Here is a 19,156-nt window from a genome sequence, read left to right on the forward strand (position 1 = left end):
AGGCCGTGACGGAATTCCGTCACGGCCTGCTCGCGCTCAACTACCTGCGGTTCAGGCTTCCTTGGCCCGCAGCGTCTTGGCGGACACACTGCCTTCGGCGGTCACCGTCTCCACCGTCACGTCGTGCTCGGGCACGGCCTCGCCCGAGCGGATCAGATCGATGCGGCCCATGACCTTGGCGCGCAGGTCGACCGGCACGTCGTCCTGGCCGCAGCAGCGCTTCACCAGCTTCTTGACCGCCTGCTCGAGGCCGTACTTCTCCAGGCACGGAGAGCACTCCTCGAAGTGCGTCTCGAACTTGGTGCAGTCGCTGTCCGGCATCTCGTGGTCCAGGAACTCGTACAGATGGTCCAGGACTTCACTGCAATCCGTCTCGTGCGGCTCTCCGCAGCTCATGAGCCTGAGCCTTTCGCTTCGTTCGACGACTCTGACGCGGCGCCGGCGGGGACGAGGCCGCGGTCGCGGGCGTAGTCCTCGAGCATGCCGCGCAGTTGGCGACGGCCGCGGTGCAACCGGGACATCACCGTACCGATGGGTGTCCCCATAATGTCCGCGATCTCCTTGTACGCAAAGCCCTCTACGTCGGCCAGATAGACGGCGATGCGGAATTCCTCGGGGATCGCCTGCAGTGCGGACTTCACGTCCGAATCCGGCAGGTGATCGAGCGCCTGCGACTCGGCGGAGCGCAGACCGGTGGACATGTGCGACTCGGCACGCGCGAGCTGCCAGTCCTCGATCTCCTCGGCGGCGCTGCGCTGGGGCTCGCGCTGCTTCTTGCGGTACGAGTTGATGAACGTGTTGGTGAGGATGCGGTACAGCCACGCCTTGAGGTTGGTGCCCTCACGGAACTGGTGGAACGACGCGTACGCCTTGGCGTAGGTCTCCTGCACCAGGTCCTCCGCGTCCGCCGGGTTGCGCGTCATGCGCAGCGCCGCCGAGTACATCTGGTCGAGGAAGCCCAGGGCGTCCCGCTCGAAGCGGGCCGTGCGCTCCGCCGACGTCTCAGCGCTTCCGTCGGGTCGCTCCGCCTGGCCGTTCTCGGCCCCTGCGTCGGTCCCAGTGACCGGACCCACCTCCTCCAAAGACGTGGCGAGACCAAAAGCAGTCCCACTCGAATCGGAGGATAGACGACGATCCGGTCCCGCCGCCGCCCGAACAGGAGCGGTCTTGGGCGCGCTCAGCACCGTCCATTCCAGGTCAGAGGCGCTGGAGCGGGCCGGGCAGATGGTCGAACCCATGCGGCTGACTTCCTCTCGTACCAACAGCGTTTAGCTTCTGTTCGGCACAACAGAGGTCACGTTGCCAACATTCCCGCCCACCGGATGACGCCATCCGTGATGCGCGTCATGGCCTCCGCCTCGCTGATGTCCGCGCGCTTGGGGACCGCGAAGCCATGATCGCCACAGGGGACCTCTACTAGTTCGTACGTTCCCTCGGGGAACTCCGCGGGCTTCCCGAAGGGGTCGTTCCCGCCCTGCACGACGAGGGTCGGCACCCCGGCGCCGAGCAGTTCGTCGGCCCGGGACTTCTCCGGCTTGCCCGGCGGGTGCAGCGGAAAGCTCAGGGCGAGTACGGCGGCGGCGCCGAGCTCGGTGGCGGTGCGGCACGCCACCCGTGCTCCGGCGCTGCGTCCGCCCGCGATCACCGGGAGGCCCGGCTTGGCGAGCGCGGGCCACAGGCCGCGCCATCCGACGTCCAGGGTCTTCGGCGCCGGCGCCAGCTTCTTGCCCGCGACGCGCCAGGGCTGCTCCACGAGGGCGACGGTGACGCCGTGCGCGGGCAGGGCGTCGGCGATGGCCCGCAGGTCACGGGCCTCGATGCCGCCGCCTGCCCCGTGGCTGAGAGCCAGGACGTGGCGGGCCTTGCTCTTCGGCGCGGGATGCCAGGTGATGCGCGCCTCACCGGCATCGGTCCGGACGATCTCGCTCTTGGTCACTGCGCTCTTGGTCACATCAGAAGAGTGTGCCTTCCTCGGGGCCCTCCAGCTCCTTCAGCAGCTCCGGGCCGTTGTTGCGTACGTTGCTGACCGCCGTCGACACCGGGAAGGCCCGCATCAGGCCGTGTGGCGGCGGCTCCAGGAGCGTGCGCAGGTCCTCGACGTCCGTGCGCGAGGGGTCGAGCCAGGCGTCCCAGCGGTCCGGCGTGAGCATCAGGGGCATCCGCGGGTGGATGTCGTGCAGCGAGCGCGGGCCCTCCTCGGGCGCGACCGCCAGGGGCGCGGTCTCCGCCTCGGTGGTGATCACCGTGCACGTCACCCACCAGGCGAGGGGGTGCTCGTCGGGGAGGGTCTTGTCACGCCAGAACTCGTAGAGCCCCGCCATCGCGAAGACCGAGCCGTCGGCGGGCGTCACGAAGTACGGCTGCTTGCGCGGCCGCTTCTTCTTTCCCTCGACCTCAAGCTCCCGCTCGCCGGTCCCGGTGACCCACTCGTAGTAGCCGTCGGCGGGGATGACGCACCGGCGGGAGGTGAAGGCCCGGCGGTAGGAGGGCTTCTCGTGCACGGTCTCCGCACGGGCGTTGATCATCCGGGCGCCGCCCTCGGGCGTCTTCGACCAGGACGGGACGAGGCCCCACTTGAGCGTGCGCAGCTGGCGAACCGGGCGGGGGTCTTCAGCGTCTTTCACGGGACGGTCCAGTACCGCGTAGACCTCTTTGGTCGGAGCCACGTTGAAATCGGGGGCGAGCGCCTCCTCCGGCTCCCACTTCTCGATCTCGAAGATTCCCGCGAGATCCTCGGGCCTACGACTCGATGCATACCGTCCGCACATACGTGCCAGACTGCCAGACCCCGTACCCCCAGAGGAGTCAGTTCCGCTCATGGCTGCAGCAATGGAAATCACCGCGAACGCCAGCCTGACCGACCTCTGGGACCGGGTCTTCGGCACGCAGGCCGCCCCCGACGAATGGCTGGTGATCGCCACCGGCCTCATCGCCCTCGCCGTCGTCGTCCCGCACGGGATCTGGCGCGTCGCCCGCAACGCCATCACCATCGCGCACGAGGGCGGCCACGGCCTGGTGGCCCTGCTGACCGGCCGCCGCCTCGACGGCATCCGGCTGCACTCCGACACCAGCGGCCTCACCGTCTCGCGCGGCAAGCCCACCGGCATCGGCATGATCCTGACCGCGGCGTCGGGCTACACCGCGCCGCCCCTGCTCGGCCTGGCGGGCGCCGCGCTGCTCGCCGCCGGCCACATCACGGCGTTCCTGTGGATCGCGACGGCGCTGCTCATCGTGATGCTCGTCATGATCCGGAACGCGTACGGCGCCCTCACCGTGATCCTCACCGGCGGCACGTTCCTGCTCGTCTCCTGGCTGACCAGCTCGCAGGTGCAGGCGGCCTTCGCGTACGCGGTGGTGTGGTTCCTGCTCCTGGGCGGCGTGCGTCCCGCCTTCGAGCTGCAGTCCAAGCGCAGGCGCGGCGGCGCCGGTGACTCGGACGCGGATCAGCTCTCCCGGCTCACGCACGTCCCCGCGGGCATGTGGCTCTTCCTCTTCCATGCCGTCTCACTGTGCTCGCTGATAGGCGGCGGACGCTGGCTGCTCGGCCTCTGAGCAGCCACGACCCCTCACCTGTCTGCCACTAAAGTGGGGGCATGACCGTAAACCCAGCGCACAGCACCCTCTGGCCAGCCCCGCACGCGAGCGGAGCCGTCGCCGCGACGGTCCATGTACCCGGGTCCAAATCGGTCACCAACCGCGGCCTGGTCCTGGCCGCCCTCGCCGCCGAGCCCGGCTGGCTGCGCCGGCCGCTGCGCTCCCGCGACACCCTCCTGATGGCGGGCGCCCTGCGCGCGCTCGGCGTCGGCATCGAGGAAGGCGTCGGCCCGGACGGCTCCGGCGAGGCCTGGCGGATCATCCCCTCCGGCCTGCACGGCCCCGCCACGGTCGACGTCGGCAACGCGGGCACGGTCATGCGCTTCCTGCCGCCGGTCGCCGCCCTCGCCGACGGCGCGATCCGCTTCGACGGCGACCCCCGTTCGTACGAGCGTCCGCTGCACGGCGTGATCGACGCCCTGCGCGCGCTCGGCGCCCGTATCGACGACGACAACCGCGGCGCGCTGCCGCTGACCGTGCACGGCGCGGGCGCCCTGGACGGCGGCCCGGTCGAGATCGACGCCTCCTCGTCATCCCAGTTCGTGAGCGCCCTGCTGCTCTCGGGCCCGCGCTTCAACCAGGGCGTCGAGGTACGGCACACCGGCTCCGCGCTGCCCTCCATGCCGCACATCCGGATGACCGTCGACATGCTCCGCGCGGTCGGCGCCCAGGTGGACACCCCGGAGTCGGGCGGCGAGCCGAACGTGTGGCGGGTCACCCCCGGCGCGCTGCTCGGCCGCGACCTGACCGTCGAGCCCGACCTCTCCAACGCCCAGCCGTTCCTGGCGGCGGCCCTGGTCACCGGCGGCCGGGTGACCGTCCCGGACTGGCCCGCGCACACCACGCAGCCCGGCGACAAGCTGCGGGAGATCTTCACCGAGATGGGCGGTTCCTGCGAACTGACCGAGCAGGGCCTCGTGTTCACCGGCTCCGGCTCGATCCACGGCCTCGACGTGGACCTGAGCGAGGTCGGCGAGCTGACCCCGGGCATCGCGGCCGTCGCGGCCCTCGCCGACTCCCCCTCGACCCTGCGCGGCGTCGCCCACCTGCGGCTGCACGAGACGGACCGCCTGGCGGCCCTCACGAAGGAAATCAACGAACTCGGCGGCGACGTCACCGAGACCGCCGACGGCCTGCACATCCGGCCGCGCCGCCTGCACGGCGGGATCTTCCACACGTACGACGACCACCGCATGGCCACCGCGGGCGCGATCATCGGCCTGGCGGTGGAGGGCGTACAGATCGAGAACGTCGCGACGACGGCGAAGACACTGCCCGACTTCCCCGACCTCTGGACCGGAATGCTCGGGAACTGACGGGCGGGACCAGGACATGCGCCGCTACGGAAAGAACCCCGACGAGGACGACATCCGCGTCCGCCCCAACCGCAAGGGCAACCGCCCGCGCACGCACATCAGGCCCAAGCACGAGGACGCGTCCGACGGCATGGTCCTCACCGTCGACCGGGGCCGCCTCACCGTCCTGGTCGACGACCGGATCGTCATGGCCATGAAGGCCCGCGAACTGGGCCGCAAGGCCGCCGTGGTGGGCGACCGGGTCTCGCTCGTCGGTGATCTCTCCGGCAAGAAGGACACCCTCGCGCGCATCGTGCGCATCGCGCCGCGCACGTCGGTCCTGCGGCGCACGGCCGACGACGACGACCCCTACGAGAGGGTGGTCGTCGCCAACGCCGACCAACTGGCCATCGTCACCGCCCTCGCCGATCCGGAGCCGCGCACGCGCCTGATCGACCGCTGCATCGTGGCGGCGTACGACGGCGGTCTCACGCCGCTCCTCGTCCTGACCAAGTCCGACCTGGCGTCCGCCGACAAGATCCTGGAGACCTACTCCACGCTCGACATGCCCTACGTCGTCACCAGCCGCGAGGAGTTCACCGACAGCGCGGAGCTCGCCCGGGTGCACGACGTGCTCGACGGCAAGGTCACCGCGTTCGTCGGCCACTCCGGTGTCGGCAAGACGACGCTGGTCAACGCCCTGGTCCCCGAGGAGCGCAGGCGCAGCACCGGACACGTCAACGCCGTCACGGGCCGCGGCCGCCACACCACCACATCCGCGCTCGCCCTGCCGCTGGCGGACTCGCCCGGCGGCTGGGTGATCGACACGCCCGGCGTGCGCTCCTTCGGCCTGCATCACGTCGACCCGTCCCGCGTCATCCTCGCCTTCCCCGACCTGGTGCCGGGGACGGAGGAGTGCCCGCGCGCGTGCAGCCACGACGAGCCGGACTGCGCGCTGGACGCGTGGGTGGAAGGGGGCCACGCGGATCCCGCGCGGCTCTACTCGCTGCGCAGGCTCCTCGCCACCCGTGAGCGACGCGACGACGACTGACCTCGCCGTTGTTTGCGCCCGGGGCTCAGCGGCAAAGGCATAATCGCACCAAGCCTGATCCAAGGCAGGCGAAGCGGTCACCGAACGTATGGGTTGCGGAGGCACAGACATGGCGTGGCTGCTGGTCATCGTCGCGGGATTCCTGGAGACCGGTTTCGCGGTCTGCCTCAAGCTCTCGCACGGCTTCACCCGGCTCTGGCCGACGATCACCTTCGCGGCCTTCGCCCTCGGCAGCTTCGGCCTGCTCACGCTCGCCCTCCGCAAGCTCGACGTGGGTCCGGCGTACGCGGTCTGGACGGGGATCGGCGCCGCGGGCACCGCGATCTACGGCATGGTCTTCCTCGGTGACGTGGTCTCCACGCTCAAGATCGTCTCCATCTCGCTGGTGATCGCGGGCGTCATCGGCCTGCAGCTCTCGGGCTCCGCGCACTAGAACGCCGCTTCAGGGGTTCAGGCGCTGATCCAGCGCCCGAGGGTCCCGCGCACCAGTTCCACGGGGTCCTCCCCCGCCGGCGAGGGCGCGACGACGTACGACAGGGCCATCCGTACGGCGCTCTCGCAGGCCATGGCCAGCTCCTCCGTGTCCTTCGGCCGCGCCCGGCCGTTCAGCGCGTTCACCGCCTTGTCCCGGACGAGGGCGAGCAGTTCGGCGGGCGAGGGGACTCCCGCGTCCGCGCGCCGCTGTGCCGGTACGGGCGACGAGGAGATGCCGGGCCTGGTCGGCGCGGGCAGCCGTTCGCTCCAGCAGCCGGTGAGCATGGCCCGGGCGAGTTCGTTCCCGCGGGCGGCGGCGATGGTCCACGCGCTCACCGCGGCGAGCCGGTCCACCGGGCCGCCCTCCACGGCCAACGCGCGCTCCACGCCGTGCAGATACGCGTCGGTCTCGCGCCGGAGCAGGGCGCGCGCGAGGCCGTCCTTGCTGCCGAACTCGTTGTAGAGGGTCTGCCGGGACACCCCGGCGGTGGCCGCGACGTCGACCATGCGGACGCCCGGCCAGGGCCGACGGGCGAGCGCCGTGTTGGCCGCGTCCAGTAAGGATTCCCGTGCTGCAGGCATCGTCGCCTCCCGGGGCCGAAGCGGCTCTGCGGCCAGAGTTGACGTGCTCGGAAGCGGTGTCAATACTCCCGGCGCGACCTGGCACGGTATGCGTCATGTCCCGGAATGGCCCGGACATACGGCGCTGTGGCTCAGGCACAACGAGATCGATACTGTTCACTCATGCCCGACTACCACGATGATCTGCGTCTTGCCCATGTCCTCGCGGACGCCGCCGACGCCGCGACGATGGACCGGTTCAAGGCTCTCGACCTCAAGGTCGAGACCAAGCCGGACATGACGCCGGTGAGCGAGGCGGACAAAACGGCCGAGGAGCTGATCCGCTCGAACCTGAAGCGGGGGCGGCCGCGCGACGCGATCCTCGGCGAGGAGTTCGGCGTCGAGGGCACAGGCCCGCGCCGCTGGGTGATCGACCCGATCGACGGCACCAAGAACTATGTGCGCGGGGTGCCGGTCTGGGCCACGCTGATCGCCCTGATGGAGGCGGGCGAGGGCGGCTTCCAGCCGGTGGTGGGTGTCGTGTCGGCGCCCGCGCTCGGCCGCCGCTGGTGGGCGGCCAAGGGCGCCGGGGCCTACACCGGGCGCAGTCTGACCTCCGCGACGCGGCTGCACGCCTCCAAGGTCTCGCGGCTCCAGGACGCCTCGTTCGCGTACTCCTCGCTGACGGGCTGGGAGGAGCAGGGCCGCCTCGACGGGTTCATGGACCTCACGCGGGCGGTCTGGCGCACCCGGGGGTACGGCGACTTCTGGCCGTACATGATGGTCGCCGAAGGCTCGGTCGACATCTGCGCGGAGCCCGAGCTCTCGCTGTGGGACATGGCGGCGACCGCGATCATCGTGACCGAGGCGGGCGGCACCTTCACCGGCCTCGACGGCACTCCGGGCCCGCACAGCGGCAACGCGGCGGCGTCGAACGGCCTGCTCCACGAGGAGCTGCTCGGCTACCTCAACCAGCGCTACTGAGGCATGCGCCCCGCACGTCCGAGGCGCGCGCCCGTTGTGCGTACGCCCTGAACCGGCAGCACGCGCCCCCTTGTTGACTCCCCGCATGGCTGCGACTCTGAGAGTCCCCCACTTGTGAACTTGTGAACCGCTTCTCTTGCGGTCCACTCAGGAGGTGGCTCAAGCCCATGCTCGTCCGCGACGCCATGAGCACGATGGTCCTCACCATCGGTCCCGCCCACACACTGCGCCAGGCCGCCCGGCTGATGTCGGCGCGCCGCGTCGGCGCGGCCGTCGTCCTCGACGGCGACATCGGCCTTGGAATCCTGACCGAGCGCGACGTCCTCGTCTCGCTGGGCCTCGGCCAGAACCCCGACATCGAGACCGCAGGCACCCACACCACGACCGACGTCGTCTTCGCCGCACCGTCCTGGACCTTGGAGGAGGCGGCCGACGCCATGTCGCACGGCGGCTTCCGGCACCTGATCGTGATGGACGGCAACGAACCGACCGGCATCGTCTCGGTCCGCGACATCATCCGCTGCTGGGCCCCGAGCCGGCAGCCCGCACCCACGCTCACGGTCTGAGCGCTCCCCGGACACGACGGCGGGCCGGACCCCCGAGGGGATCCGGCCCGCCGTCTCTCCACGACAAGCAGTCTCAGCCGCGCAGGGCCTGGACCGCGGCCTCCAGCCGCTTGCCGAAGTCTCCGTCGGCCTGACGGAAGTTGTTGATCGCGCGGTCCACGATGTCCTCGCGGGAGACCTTGGCGAGGAAGCCCGACAGGTTGTCGACCAGGCGGCCCTTCTCGTCCTCGGACATCAGGCGGTAGAGGTTGCCCGCCTGCACGAAGTCGTTGTCCTCGGCGTGCCGGGGCGTCTCGTGGTTGCCGGTGGCGCCGGTGACGGGGACGGGCTGCCACAGCGCGCGGTCCGTCTGGAAGGGGCCGCCGAAGCTGTTCGGCTCGTAGTTCTTCGCACCCTTGTGGCGGCCGTCGTACAGGAAGCCGTCACGCGAGTTGGTGCGCGCCTCAGTGGCGTGCGGGCGGTTCACCGGCAGGTGGTCGGCGTTGATGCCGACGCGGTAGCGGTGGGCGTCGCCGTACGCGAAGAGACGGCCCTGGAGCATCTTGTCCGGGGACGGGCCGATGCCCGGCACGAAGTGGGCGGGGCTGAAGATGGACTGCTCGACCTCGGCGAAGACGTTCTCCGGGTTGCGGTTGAGCTCCAGCTTGCCGATCTCGATCGGCGGGTAGTCCGCGTGCGGCCACACCTTGGTGAGGTCGAACGGGTTGAAGCGGTAGGTCGCCGCGTCCGCCGCCGGCATGATCTGCACCTGCACGGACCAGGACGGGAACTCACCGCGCTCGATGGCCTCGCGCAGGTCGCGCTGGTGGGAGTCGGGGTCCTCACCGGCGAGCTTGTTGGCCTCGTCCTGCGTGAGGTTCTTGATGCCCTGGTCGGTCTTGAAGTGGTACTTGACCCAGAAGACCTCGCCGGCCTCGTTGTTCCACTGGTACGTGTGCGAGCCGAAGCCGTCCATGTGGCGGTACGAGGCGGGGATGCCGCGGTCGCCGAACAGCCAGGTCACCTGGTGGGTGCTCTCCGGGCTCAGACCCCAGAAGTCCCAGACGTTGTCCGCCTCCTGCGAGCCCGTGTACGGGTCGCGCTTCTGGGTGTGGATGAAGTCGGGGAACTTGATGGCGTCCCGGATGAAGAAGACCGGGGTGTTGTTGCCGACGAGGTCGTAGTTGCCCTCCTCGGTGTAGAACTTCAGCGCCCAGCCGCGCGGGTCGCGCACCGCGTCGGCCGCGCCGAGGTTGCCCGCCACCGTGGAGAAGCGCAGGAACGTCTCCGTCTGCTTGCCGACCTCGGAGAGGAACTTGGCCCGCGTCCACTGCGAGACGTCACGGGTGAGCGTGAACGTGCCGTAGGCGCCCGCACCCCGGGCGTGCACGACGCGCTCCGGGATGCGCTCGCGGTTGAAGTGGGCGAGCTTCTCGAGCAGGAGCTGGTCCTGCACGAGCACCGGTCCGCCGAGACCCGCGGTCTCGCTCTGCTGGTTGTCGGCGACCGGCGCTCCGGCCTCCGTGGTGAGCGGTCCCTGCGTCACGTGCGCCTCCTGCGTCATTTCCTGCAAGTCCTGTCCCTTGGCGTTGCCCTTGGCTCAGCCGTGTCGTTGGCTTCTGCCGAACTCGATCCTACGATAGACATTGTCTAAGTCAAGTAAGCATCCAAAGTCACACCTCGTCGGGAGTTAGGCTCCCCACCTGTTAGGCTGGTTCTCATGAGCGACCTGTTGGAACGACTGCGCGGACGCGGCTGGCGCATGACCGCGCAGCGGCGCGTCGTGGCCGAGGTCCTCGACGGGGACCACGTACACCTGACGGCGGACGAGGTGCACGCGCGCGCCGTCGACAAGCTGCCGGAGATCTCCCGCGCGACCGTCTACAACACCCTGGGCGAGCTGGTGACCCTCGGCGAGGTCATCGAGGTCTCGACGGACCGCAGGGCCAAGCGGTACGACCCGAACGCCCACCGCCCCCACCAGCACCTGGTGTGCGCGCAATGCGGCACTATCCGCGACGTCCACCCCACGGGCGACCCGCTGAGCAGCCTCCCCGACTCGGAGCGCTTCGGCTTCTCGGTCGAGGGCGCGGACGTCACCTATAGGGGTACGTGCCCCGGCTGCGCGGGGGCGTAGGACTCCGGCCCGCCGCCACGGGCTCACGGGTAACCTCTTCCGGAATCTGACGGTGCGTCATATCGTCGGCGGGCCCTGATTTCCGCCTGCCCTCCGCAAGGAGATTCCCGTGGGAGACCCGCACCCGAAACTAGAAGCCCACGCAGTGACGAGAACGTTCGGCCGCGGCGCCAAGGCCGTGGACGCCCTGGGGCCGCTGGACCTGAAGATCGCCCCAGGCGAATTCACCTGCATCGTCGGCCCCTCAGGCTGCGGAAAGTCGACCCTGCTCCGCATAGCAGCGGGCTTGCTGCGGCCGAGCCAGGGCCAGCTGACGATCCGCACCGCGGACCCGCGCCCCGCCGCGATGATCTTCCAGGACTACGGCATCTACGACTGGAAGACCGTCCGGGCCAACGTCCGTTTCGGCCTGGACATCCAGCGCGTACCGCGAAAAGAAGCGAACGCCCGCGTCACCGACTGGCTGACCCGCCTCGGCCTCGCCGACTTCGCCGAGGCCTATCCCGCCACCCTCTCCGGCGGCATGCGCCAACGCGTGGCCATCGCCCGCGCCCTGGCCGTGGAGCCCGAGATCCTCCTGATGGACGAGCCGTTCGCCGCCCTGGACGCCCAGCTCCGCACGATCCTCCAGGACGAGCTCCTCGACCTCACCCAGACCACCCGCACCACCACCCTCTTCATCACCCACAGCCTCGAAGAGGCGATCGTGCTCGGCGACCGCGTCCTGGTCATGTCCGCCCGGCCGGGCCGCATCATCGCCGAACACCGCCCGCCGTTCCCGCGGCCCCGCAGCGGTGACGTCCGCGCGACGCCCGAATTCACTTCCCTCAAGGGGGAGTTGTGGGACCTGCTGCGTGGCGAGGTGGTCCCGGCATGACGACGACCACCCCACGCAAGGCGGCCGCCCCCGAGGACGGCGTGCTCGTCCGCAGGCCGGGCCCCCAGGAACTGCACCCCGCCCGCACCCACCGCAGGCGCCGAACCCTGGAGACCGGCCTCGCCGTGGCCGTCCCCCTCGCCCTGCTCCTCCTGTGGCAACTCGCCGCCACCCAGGCCTGGATCGACGACCGTGTCTACCCCGCTCCCCAGACCATCCTGGAGGACGGCTGGCAGCGCGCGGCGGACGGCGACCTGTGGCCCGACGTCTGGGCCACGCTCAAGCGCGTGCTCGCCGGCTACGCGATCGGCACGGTCACCGGCTACGCGCTCGGCCTCCTCATGGGCTCGCTCTCGCTCGTACGCGCGGCGCTCGAACCGCTCCTGGACGCGCTGTACGTCGTACCGAAGCTGGCCCTGCTGCCCGTCTTCCTGAACATGTTCGGCCTCGGGGAGGGTCCGCAGATCGCGCTCGTGGCGGCCACCGTCTTCTTCTTCGTCTGGATCTCGACGATGGCGGCGGTGCTCGCCGTGCCCTCGGGACACCGCGACGCGGGCCAGGTCTTCGGGGCCTCGCCGTGGCAGATGTTCCGCCACGTCCTGCTGCCCGCCTCGCTGCCCGCCGTGCTCGTCGGCGCGCGGATCGCGGCGGGTGTCGCGGTCCTGGTGATCGTGGCATCCGAGCAGATCGCGGCGTCGGACGGCCTCGGGCACCTGATCTTCGACTCCCGTGCCCTTTTCCAGAACGACGTGATGTTCGTCGGCATCGTCTGCGTCGCCGTGCTCGGCGTCGTCTTCTCCGAACTGGTGCGGATCGCCGGCCGGTTGCTCACCCCGTGGGCCCCGCGCGACCGCGGCAGAAGTCAGTCATGAACCATTCGTACGCGTACGGAGGCTCCATGCACACCCGCACACGGTTCTCCGCCCTGACCCTCCTCGTCGCGGGCTCGCTGCTCGCCTCTGCGGGCTGCGCGAAGGAGGACGACGCCCCGGAATCGGCGGCGCCCGCGAAGCCCCGCGCCGTCGAGTCGGTCCCCGGCTGCGGCAAGGGCAGCTGGACGGACCCGGCCGACCTCGCCGAGGACCGCAAGCCCGCCCGCTGCGACAAGGGCGCCCCGGCACCGCGCCCGCTGCCGAAGGAACGCGACCTCACCATCGCCACCGGCACGCTCAGCGCCGAGTACGTCGCGCCCCTCCAAATGGCCGTGGACAAAGGCGAGTTCAAGAAGGAGGGCCTGAACGTCCAGCTCAAGGTGCTGCCGACCCCCGACGCCCTCCCCCTCCTCGCCAAGGGCGACATCGACGCCCAGTGGGCCGCCCCCGAGGCCGCCGTCATGAACGGCATCACGGGCGGCTTCACCATCAAATGGGCGGCCGGGAACTTCTCCCCCGACCCGAAGTCCAAGAGCGGCCTGTGGGTGAAGCTGAAGAAGGGCGAGAGCGCGGACCACGTCCCGATGGCGGGCCGCAAGCTCGGCACCATGATCGGCAAGGGTTCGGTCATCTCGTACCCCATGGGCAAGGCCCTGAAGAAGCACGGCGGCGGCCTCGACAAGATCCAGTTCCAGCAACTGGGTTCGGCGGACGTACTGACGGCACTCCAGAACGGCGGCACCGACTCCGCCTGGCTCCTCGACCCGGTCTGGCGCAAGGTGGACGGCGACAAGCGGTACGCCTTCCTCGGCGGCCAGCCCCAGGGCGAGCCGCTCGGCGGTCTCCTCTTCGGCCCCAATCTCCTGACCGAGGACCCGGACGCGGGCGTCGCCCTGCTGCGCGCGTACATCAGGACCGTGAACACGTACTTCGCCGGTGACTACAAGGCGGACAAGACCTTCGTGGCCGATCTCGCGAAGCTCCTGAAGATCGACGAGGCGGTCCTCAGGTCGACTCCGTCCTTGCGCATGGACTGGGAGATCCGAGCCGGCACGACGGACCGGCTCCAGGCGGCGTACGAGGCCGCGGGCGTCGCCGAGGGCGAGAGGGTCCCGGAGGGGAAGGCGGTGGACCGCAGGCTGTACGAGGAAGCGGTGGGCCACAAGGGGTCTTGACCAAGCGCCGCCCTGAACACACCAGAGGCCGGGAAGCTAGTGCTTCCCGGCCTCTGGCCTTTAGTAGCGGGGACAGGATTTGAACCTGCGACCTCTGGGTTATGAGCCCAGCGAGCTACCGAGCTGCTCCACCCCGCGCCGTTGTGTTGCAACCGTACGTCAACCGCGACGACCAGCGCAAATCCGCTCCGCGCCCTGGCTGTGGGCAGGCGTTCCGCGCCGCTGTGGGCAGGCGTTCCGCAGGGCGGAACGGGTGGGCACAGCCCACCCACCGGCCTGCACCCGCCCGACAGCGGAAAGCGGAACAGGCGCAGGCGCAGGGCACATGCAGGCCGGCGAACAGGGCAAGGCAGGGGGCTAAGCAGTCAGCTCCTGCTGCAGGGCTTCACGCAACCGAGCGGCACGCTCGGAAACCTCAGCGGGCCCAAGCTCCACCGCACGGGAAGCCCACCGCTGCCCCTCCACCAACTGCCCACGCCGAGCGTAAAGCAGCGCAAGCCGAAGCGCGGCCCGCCCATGCCCCGCGTCAGCGGCCCGCGTCCACCACAGCGCGGCCTCGGGCTCACTCCCCTCGCGGGCCAGCAGCAGCCCCAGGTTGAACGCGCCGTTCCGGCTGCCCGCGTCCGCCGCGAGGCGGTACCACCGAGCGGCCTCGACGACATCCCCGCGCCCCGCGGCCAGCATCCCGACGCGCACCTGCGCACGCCGGTGCCCCTGCTGGGCAGCCCGCTCGTACCACTCCTCGCACTCGGTCTTCTCGGCGGCGGGCTCCCCAAGCGCGGGCGGGCCCGCGGCGGACCGCCGCGCGTCGAGCACGGTGCCGAGGCGGTACGCCGCCTCCGCGCTGCCGCCACCGGCAGCGCACCGCAGATGCCGCTCGGCCTCCCGCTCGTCGCCCTCCCGCAGCCGCGCGGTGCCGACCTGGAGCGCGGCCTCGGTGTGCCCGGCCGCCGCCGCACGCTCGTACCAGGGCAGGGCGGAGTCCTCGTCGCCCCGGGAGGCGTACAGGATGCCGAGATTGAAGGCCGCGTCCACGCTGCCCGCCTCGGCCGCCTTGGAGAACCACGGCTCGGCGCCCGCCGCGTCGCCGCCCTGGAGCAGCAGCACGGCGAGCGCGTTGGCGGCCTCGCGGTGACCGGCGTACGCGGCACGCCTGTACCACTGGTCGGCCTGCACGGTCCGCCCCTGCTCGGCGCAGAGCAGACCGAGGTTGTACGCGCCGTTCACGTCCCCCGCGTCCATGGCGGCCCTGTACCAGCGCTCGGCGGTCTGGGTCTCGCCGCGCTCGGCGTGCAGCGCGCCCAGGGCGTTCGCGGCGTTCCCGTCGCCGTCCTGGGCAGCTTTCAGCCACCAGACGGCGGCGCTCTCCTCGTCGCCCGCGTCACGCAGCAGGAAGCCGAGGGCGCAGGCGGCACGCGCCTCCCCGTCCTTCGCGGAGTTCAGGTACCAGCGCCCGGCCTCCTTCAGCTCGCCGCGCTGCTCCAGGATCGCGCCGAGGTGCAGCGCGGCCCGCCGGTGTCCGCGCGCGGCGGCCTGGCGGTACCACTGCTCGGCCTCGGCGGCGGCGGAACGCGCCCCTTTGACGTCGGCCTTCGCCGCGGCCTTGCCGGCGGTGCGCTCGGCGGTGGCCCGCCGGTCGAGGGCGCGGGCGATCCTGTACGCGGCCTCGCGGTGACCGCGCTCGGCCGAGGCCCGCATCCAGCGCTCGGCGCCGACGTCACCGCGGTGCTCCAGGAGATCGGCGAGGGCGTACGCGCCCAGGGCATGGCCCTGCTCGGCGGACTGCCGCAGCCAGTACTCGGCGGCGGGCTCGTCGCCGCGCTCACGGTGGTGGCGCCCGAGTGCGTGCGCGGCGGCGGCGGAACCGGCCACGGCGGCGACCCGCCACCAGCCGGCCGCCTCGTCGGCGTACCCGCGCTGGTGGAGGAGGACCCCGAGGTTGTTGGCCGCGGCACGGTCGCCCTCGGCGGTCGCGGCGCGCAGCAGGGACTCGGCCCCGTCGAGATCACCGCGGCGCAGCAGAAGGCTTCCGAGGACGCTCATCGCGTCGACGTCCCCGGCCTCGGCGGCCATCCGATGGCGCAGCTCTTCGGCGGCCGTCCCGGGATCCTCCCGGTCGGCCGCCTGCACAAACCGCCCTGTATCCAACAGAGTTGCCTTGTCCCCCATAACGTCCATCGTCGCACCACCTGCAACCCTGGGTATACCTGAAATACCGCAGCCAGTGAGGTCACTTCAGCGTTTTGTCGACATGCCCACAGAGAGACAAGTCAAACACAGATCCCTCAACTCCCCCCGGGCGGCGCACGGTTCGCACAGACCAGCGCACGACGCCACGGGCCCCACGCACACACGACGAAGGCCCGGATCCGATAAGGATCCGGGCCTTCGCCTTGAGTAGCGGGGACAGGATTTGAACCTGCGACCTCTGGGTTATGAGCCCAGCGAGCTACCGAGCTGCTCCACCCCGCGCCGTTGTGATGCAACCGTACCACGGCGCGGAGGGGGTGTTTCGCAGCTGGTCAGCCGCCCTTCTTGTCGCCCTTGTCGTCGCTGTTCTTGTCGCCGCCCTTGCCGTCGTCGCCCGCCTTGGACTGGGCGTCCTCGGCACGCTGGAGGGCTTCCTGCAGGTCCTCCTGCGCCTTGCCGTACGCCTCCCAGTCGCCGTCCTTCAGGGCCGTCTGCCCGTCCTCGAACGCCTGCTGGGCGTCGTCGAGGGCAGCCTGCACCGTCGGGTCGTTCGACTTGGGCGGCTCGGCCGGATCGGTCGGCTCATCCGTGTCGCCCTCGTCGGCCGGTGGCTTGGTGGTCCCCTCGGCGCCGAAGACCTGGTTGAGGCCGTCGCTCAGGGAGTCCGCGAACGCGGTCTCCGTGCCGTAGGACACCGCGACCTTCTTCAGGAGCGGATACGCCGACTTGCGTCCCTGTACGTACACGGGCTCGACGTAGAGGAACCCGTCGTCCAGTGGCACCGTCAGCAGGTTCCCGTAGAGGACGTCGGAGTCGGCGCCCTTCATGTCCCGGACGAAGTTACCGACCTCGGTCATCGAGTTCAGCTTGTTCTGGACCTGTTCCGGGCCGTCCACGTCGCCCGTGACTCTCAGCAGTTTCATCTTGCCGAAGTTCTTGCTTCTGGCGTCGGCGTCGACCGTCATGAAGGCGCGCAGATTAGGGCGCCCGCTGGGGGTGAACGTCGTCGTCAGGGCGAACTGCTGCTGCGTCTGGCCCGGCGTCTTCATGGACAGGTAGTACGGCGGAACCGCGCTGTTGTCCTTCTTCGTCGGGTCGTTCGGCACCTGCCAGGCGTCACTCGCGTTATAGAACTGGCCCGGGTCCGTGACGTGGTAGAGCGTCAGGAGCTCGCGCTGCACCTTGAACATGTCCTGGGGGTAGCGCAGGTGGTCCATCAGGGCCTTGGGGATCTCACCCTTGTCCTTGACGGTGTCCGGGAACGCCTTCTTCCAGGTCTTCAGGACCGGGTCCTTGTCGTCCCAGGTGTAGAGCTTGACCTCTCCGGTGTACGCGTCGACGGTCGCCTTCACCGAGTTGCGGATGTAGTTGACCTGGTTCTGCTGGGCCACCACCGCGCGCGCGTCGTCGGACTCCGACAGCGAGTCGGCCGTGGTGTCGCCGAGCGTGGTCCGCGAGGCGTACGGATAGCCGTTGCTGGTCGTGTACGCGTCGACGACCCACTGAATCCTGCCGTCGACGACCGTCGGATACGTGTCGCCGTCGATGGTCAGCCAGGGAGCCACCGACTCGACGCGCTCCTTGGGGGTGCGGTTGTAGAGAATCCGCGAGCCCTCACCGATGGCGCCCGAGTACAGCATCTGCGGCTCACCGAAGGACACCGCGTAGGCGGCGCGGTTGATCGGGTTGGAGAGATTGACCCCGCTGTCGCCCTTGTAGCTGTAGGTCTTCTGGCCGCCGCCGTCCTCCTCGTAGTCGAGCTCCTTCTGGGGCCCGCCGACGATCGAGTACTGGGTGGTCTTCTCGCCGTAGTAGATCCGCTGCTCGTACTCACCGAGCTTGCCGGTGGTCGGCAGGCCGGACTCCGTGAAGTCCGGGGCGCCCTTGGAGCCCTTCTTGGTCTCCGTGCCCTTGGCCGTGACCATGCCGTACCCGTGGGTGTAGGCGAAGTGGTCGTTGATCCAGTTGCGCTTGTCGAGCTTGTCGAGGCTGAGCTCACGCAGACCGACGATGGTGTCCTGGCCGTTGTAGCGGTCCACGTCCAGGGTCGTCGGGAAGCGGTAGTACTCGCGCTCCTGCTCCAGCTGCTGGAACGTCGGCGAGACGATGTTCGGGTCGTTCAGCCGGTAGTTGGCGGCCGAGTCCGCGTCGTCGCGCTTCTTCTCGGGGTCCTCGTCGGCCTTGCCGGCGCCCTTGTAGTCCTCGGGCTTCACGTCGCTGATGCCGTACGCGTCGCGTGTCGCCGCGATGTTCTTCTCGATGTACGGCGCTTCCTTGGCCTGCTCGTTCGGCTGGACCTGGAACTTCTGCACGATGGCCGGGTACAGGCCGCCGATGAGGATGGCGGAGAGGACCATCAGGCCGAAGCCGATGACCGGCAGCTGCCAGGTGCGCCGCCACAGCGTCCCGAAGAAGAGCAGGGCGCAGATGACGGCGATGCAGAACAGGATGGTCTTGGCCGGCAGGTACGCGTTCGCGTCCACGTAGCGAAGGCCCGTCCAGTCGCCCGTCGCCTTGAAGTCACTGGACTTCACCGCGAGGCCGTACCGGTCGAGCCAGTACGCCACCGCCTTGAGCGTCACGAAGACGCCGAGCAGCACCGACAGGTGCCCGGTGGACGCCGCCGTGGCGCGCGCGCCGGGGCTGGTGACCCGCAGTCCGCCGTACAGGTAGTGCGTCAGGGCGGCGGCGATCAGGGAGAGCACCGTGGCCGCGAAGCCGAAGCCGAGCAGGAAGCGGTACCAGGGCAGGTCGAACGCGAAGAACGACACGTCCAGGTGGAACTGCGGGTCCTTCTGACCGAAGGAGACGCCGTTCACCCACAGCAGCCATGTGCGCCACTGGCCCGCCGCGGACGCGCCCGCGATCAGGCCGACGAGCGTGGCGATGCCGAGCAGCAGCCACTTCTTGTACGGCGCGATGCTCATGCGGTACCGGTCGAGGCTCTGCTGCTCCATCGACATGGCGCTGAGCGGCGGGCGCAGCCGGTGCGCCAGCCAGATGTTCAGTCCGACCGCGGCCGCCATCAGCAGGCCGAAGACGAAGAACAGGCCGATCTTGGTCCACAGTGTCGTCGTGAAGACCGACGAATAGTTCACCGAGCGGTACCAGAGCCAGTCCGTCCAGAACCCCGCGAACATGACGAACACCATGGCGAGTACAGCCAGGATGCCCAGTGTCATGAGCAGGGTCCGGACGCGACGGGACGGTCGGCCCACTCTGATCCGTGGCCCCGTCGGGCCTCCGCCGCGGTCCGGCATCTGGAAAGCCAAGGTGCGCACCTCGAAGTTCGATGTTGATTCTGTTGATCCGTCAGGGCCCTGTGATCGTGGACCCACACCTATGCAACTTACCTACGCTTTACTCGGTTCCCGTTTCTCGGGACTAACGAGGCAGGATTG

The 19,156-nt window shown here is 69.9% G+C and carries 18 protein-coding genes and 2 tRNA genes; 10 read left to right on the forward strand and 10 right to left on the reverse strand.

Annotation, left to right across the window (positions count from 1 at the left end; all coding sequences use genetic code 11):
- Positions 1-51: 51 nt before the first annotated feature.
- The 4 genes from rsrA to ACWFRU_RS23330 form a co-directional block, all read right to left on the reverse strand.
- A complete protein-coding gene (gene rsrA, locus ACWFRU_RS23315; protein ID WP_453689832.1) occupies positions 52-396 on the reverse strand; it encodes a mycothiol system anti-sigma-R factor in 345 nt (114 codons plus the stop codon).
- Positions 393-1,073 carry a sigma-70 family RNA polymerase sigma factor gene (locus ACWFRU_RS23320; protein ID WP_336605886.1) on the reverse strand — a complete coding sequence of 227 codons (681 nt, stop codon included), beginning with the start codon at positions 1,071-1,073 and terminating at the stop codon, positions 393-395. The genes rsrA and ACWFRU_RS23320 overlap by 4 nt, the downstream gene beginning before the upstream one ends.
- Positions 1,074-1,294: 221 nt before the next feature.
- Complete coding sequence (locus tag ACWFRU_RS23325; RefSeq protein WP_453689834.1) at positions 1,295-1,951, reverse strand: alpha/beta hydrolase family protein; 657 nt, start codon at positions 1,949-1,951, stop codon at positions 1,295-1,297.
- A 1-nt stretch (position 1,952) separates the two neighbouring features.
- On the reverse strand, positions 1,953-2,768 hold the full coding sequence (locus ACWFRU_RS23330) for an SOS response-associated peptidase (protein ID WP_453689836.1): 816 nt from the start codon (positions 2,766-2,768) through the stop codon (positions 1,953-1,955).
- Between the two features lie 61 nt (positions 2,769-2,829).
- Between ACWFRU_RS23330 and ACWFRU_RS23335 the strand changes: the two genes are divergently transcribed.
- The 4 genes from ACWFRU_RS23335 (at position 2,830) to ACWFRU_RS23350 (ending at position 6,373) form a co-directional block, all read left to right on the forward strand.
- Positions 2,830-3,552, forward strand: a complete 723-nt coding sequence (locus ACWFRU_RS23335) for a M50 family metallopeptidase (protein WP_453690000.1) — start codon at positions 2,830-2,832, stop codon at positions 3,550-3,552.
- Positions 3,553-3,593: 41 nt separating this feature from the next.
- Positions 3,594-4,910 (forward strand): 3-phosphoshikimate 1-carboxyvinyltransferase, encoded by a 1,317-nt coding sequence (gene aroA / locus ACWFRU_RS23340; RefSeq protein ID WP_453689838.1) that lies wholly within the window; start codon positions 3,594-3,596, stop codon positions 4,908-4,910.
- A 16-nt stretch (positions 4,911-4,926) separates the two neighbouring features.
- Complete coding sequence (gene rsgA / locus ACWFRU_RS23345; RefSeq protein WP_453689840.1) at positions 4,927-5,940, forward strand: ribosome small subunit-dependent GTPase A; 1,014 nt, start codon at positions 4,927-4,929, stop codon at positions 5,938-5,940.
- 109 nt (positions 5,941-6,049) lie between these two features.
- Complete coding sequence (locus tag ACWFRU_RS23350; RefSeq protein ID WP_249587857.1) at positions 6,050-6,373, forward strand: DMT family transporter; 324 nt, start codon at positions 6,050-6,052, stop codon at positions 6,371-6,373.
- Positions 6,374-6,390: 17 nt separating this feature from the next.
- On the opposite strand, the gene ACWFRU_RS23355 is transcribed toward ACWFRU_RS23350, so the two are convergent.
- A complete protein-coding gene (locus tag ACWFRU_RS23355) occupies positions 6,391-6,996 on the reverse strand; it encodes a TetR/AcrR family transcriptional regulator (protein ID WP_453689842.1) in 606 nt (201 codons plus the stop codon).
- 162 nt (positions 6,997-7,158) lie between these two features.
- Between ACWFRU_RS23355 and hisN the strand changes: the two genes are divergently transcribed.
- Together hisN and ACWFRU_RS23365 are read left to right on the forward strand one after the other, a co-directional pair.
- Positions 7,159-7,959: a histidinol-phosphatase gene (hisN, locus tag ACWFRU_RS23360; RefSeq protein ID WP_451206409.1), complete on the forward strand. Its 801-nt coding sequence runs from the start codon at positions 7,159-7,161 to the stop codon at positions 7,957-7,959.
- A 167-nt stretch (positions 7,960-8,126) separates the two neighbouring features.
- Positions 8,127-8,525 (forward strand): CBS domain-containing protein, encoded by a 399-nt coding sequence (locus tag ACWFRU_RS23365; RefSeq protein ID WP_453689844.1) that lies wholly within the window; start codon positions 8,127-8,129, stop codon positions 8,523-8,525.
- A gap of 73 nt (positions 8,526-8,598) precedes the next feature.
- On the opposite strand, the gene ACWFRU_RS23370 is transcribed toward ACWFRU_RS23365, so the two are convergent.
- On the reverse strand, positions 8,599-10,068 hold the full coding sequence (locus ACWFRU_RS23370) for a catalase (protein WP_453689846.1): 1,470 nt from the start codon (positions 10,066-10,068) through the stop codon (positions 8,599-8,601).
- 156 nt (positions 10,069-10,224) lie between these two features.
- Here ACWFRU_RS23370 and ACWFRU_RS23375 point away from each other — a divergent pair, with 156 nt between their 5' ends.
- The 4 genes from ACWFRU_RS23375 (at position 10,225) to ACWFRU_RS23390 (ending at position 13,565) form a co-directional block, all read left to right on the forward strand.
- Positions 10,225-10,641, forward strand: a complete 417-nt coding sequence (locus ACWFRU_RS23375) for a Fur family transcriptional regulator (RefSeq protein ID WP_453689848.1) — start codon at positions 10,225-10,227, stop codon at positions 10,639-10,641.
- 109 nt (positions 10,642-10,750) lie between these two features.
- Entirely contained in the window at positions 10,751-11,518 is a 768-nt protein-coding gene (locus ACWFRU_RS23380) for an ABC transporter ATP-binding protein (protein ID WP_453689850.1), read from the forward strand.
- The gene (locus ACWFRU_RS23385) at positions 11,515-12,390 is read left to right on the forward strand and encodes an ABC transporter permease (RefSeq protein ID WP_453689852.1); all 876 of its coding nucleotides are present in this window, start codon (positions 11,515-11,517) and stop codon (positions 12,388-12,390) included. Before ACWFRU_RS23380 ends, ACWFRU_RS23385 begins: the two co-directional genes overlap by 4 nt.
- 26 nt (positions 12,391-12,416) lie before the next feature.
- Positions 12,417-13,565 (forward strand): ABC transporter substrate-binding protein, encoded by a 1,149-nt coding sequence (locus ACWFRU_RS23390; RefSeq protein WP_453690002.1) that lies wholly within the window; start codon positions 12,417-12,419, stop codon positions 13,563-13,565.
- A gap of 64 nt (positions 13,566-13,629) precedes the next feature.
- Here ACWFRU_RS23390 and ACWFRU_RS23395 read toward each other — a convergent pair.
- The 4 genes from ACWFRU_RS23395 to ACWFRU_RS23410 form a co-directional block, all read right to left on the reverse strand.
- Positions 13,630-13,703 (reverse strand) — tRNA-Met (locus tag ACWFRU_RS23395).
- A gap of 219 nt (positions 13,704-13,922) precedes the next feature.
- Positions 13,923-15,743, reverse strand: coding sequence for a sel1 repeat family protein (locus ACWFRU_RS23400; protein WP_453689854.1), 1,821 nt, complete (start codon positions 15,741-15,743; stop codon positions 13,923-13,925).
- Between the two features lie 220 nt (positions 15,744-15,963).
- Positions 15,964-16,037: transfer RNA gene (locus ACWFRU_RS23405), tRNA-Met, on the reverse strand.
- 50 nt (positions 16,038-16,087) lie between these two features.
- Positions 16,088-19,015, reverse strand: a complete 2,928-nt coding sequence (locus tag ACWFRU_RS23410) for a UPF0182 family membrane protein (protein WP_453690004.1) — start codon at positions 19,013-19,015, stop codon at positions 16,088-16,090.
- Positions 19,016-19,156: the final 141 nt, after the last annotated feature.

It is taken from the genome of Streptomyces sp. NPDC055099 (genome assembly GCF_053607685.1).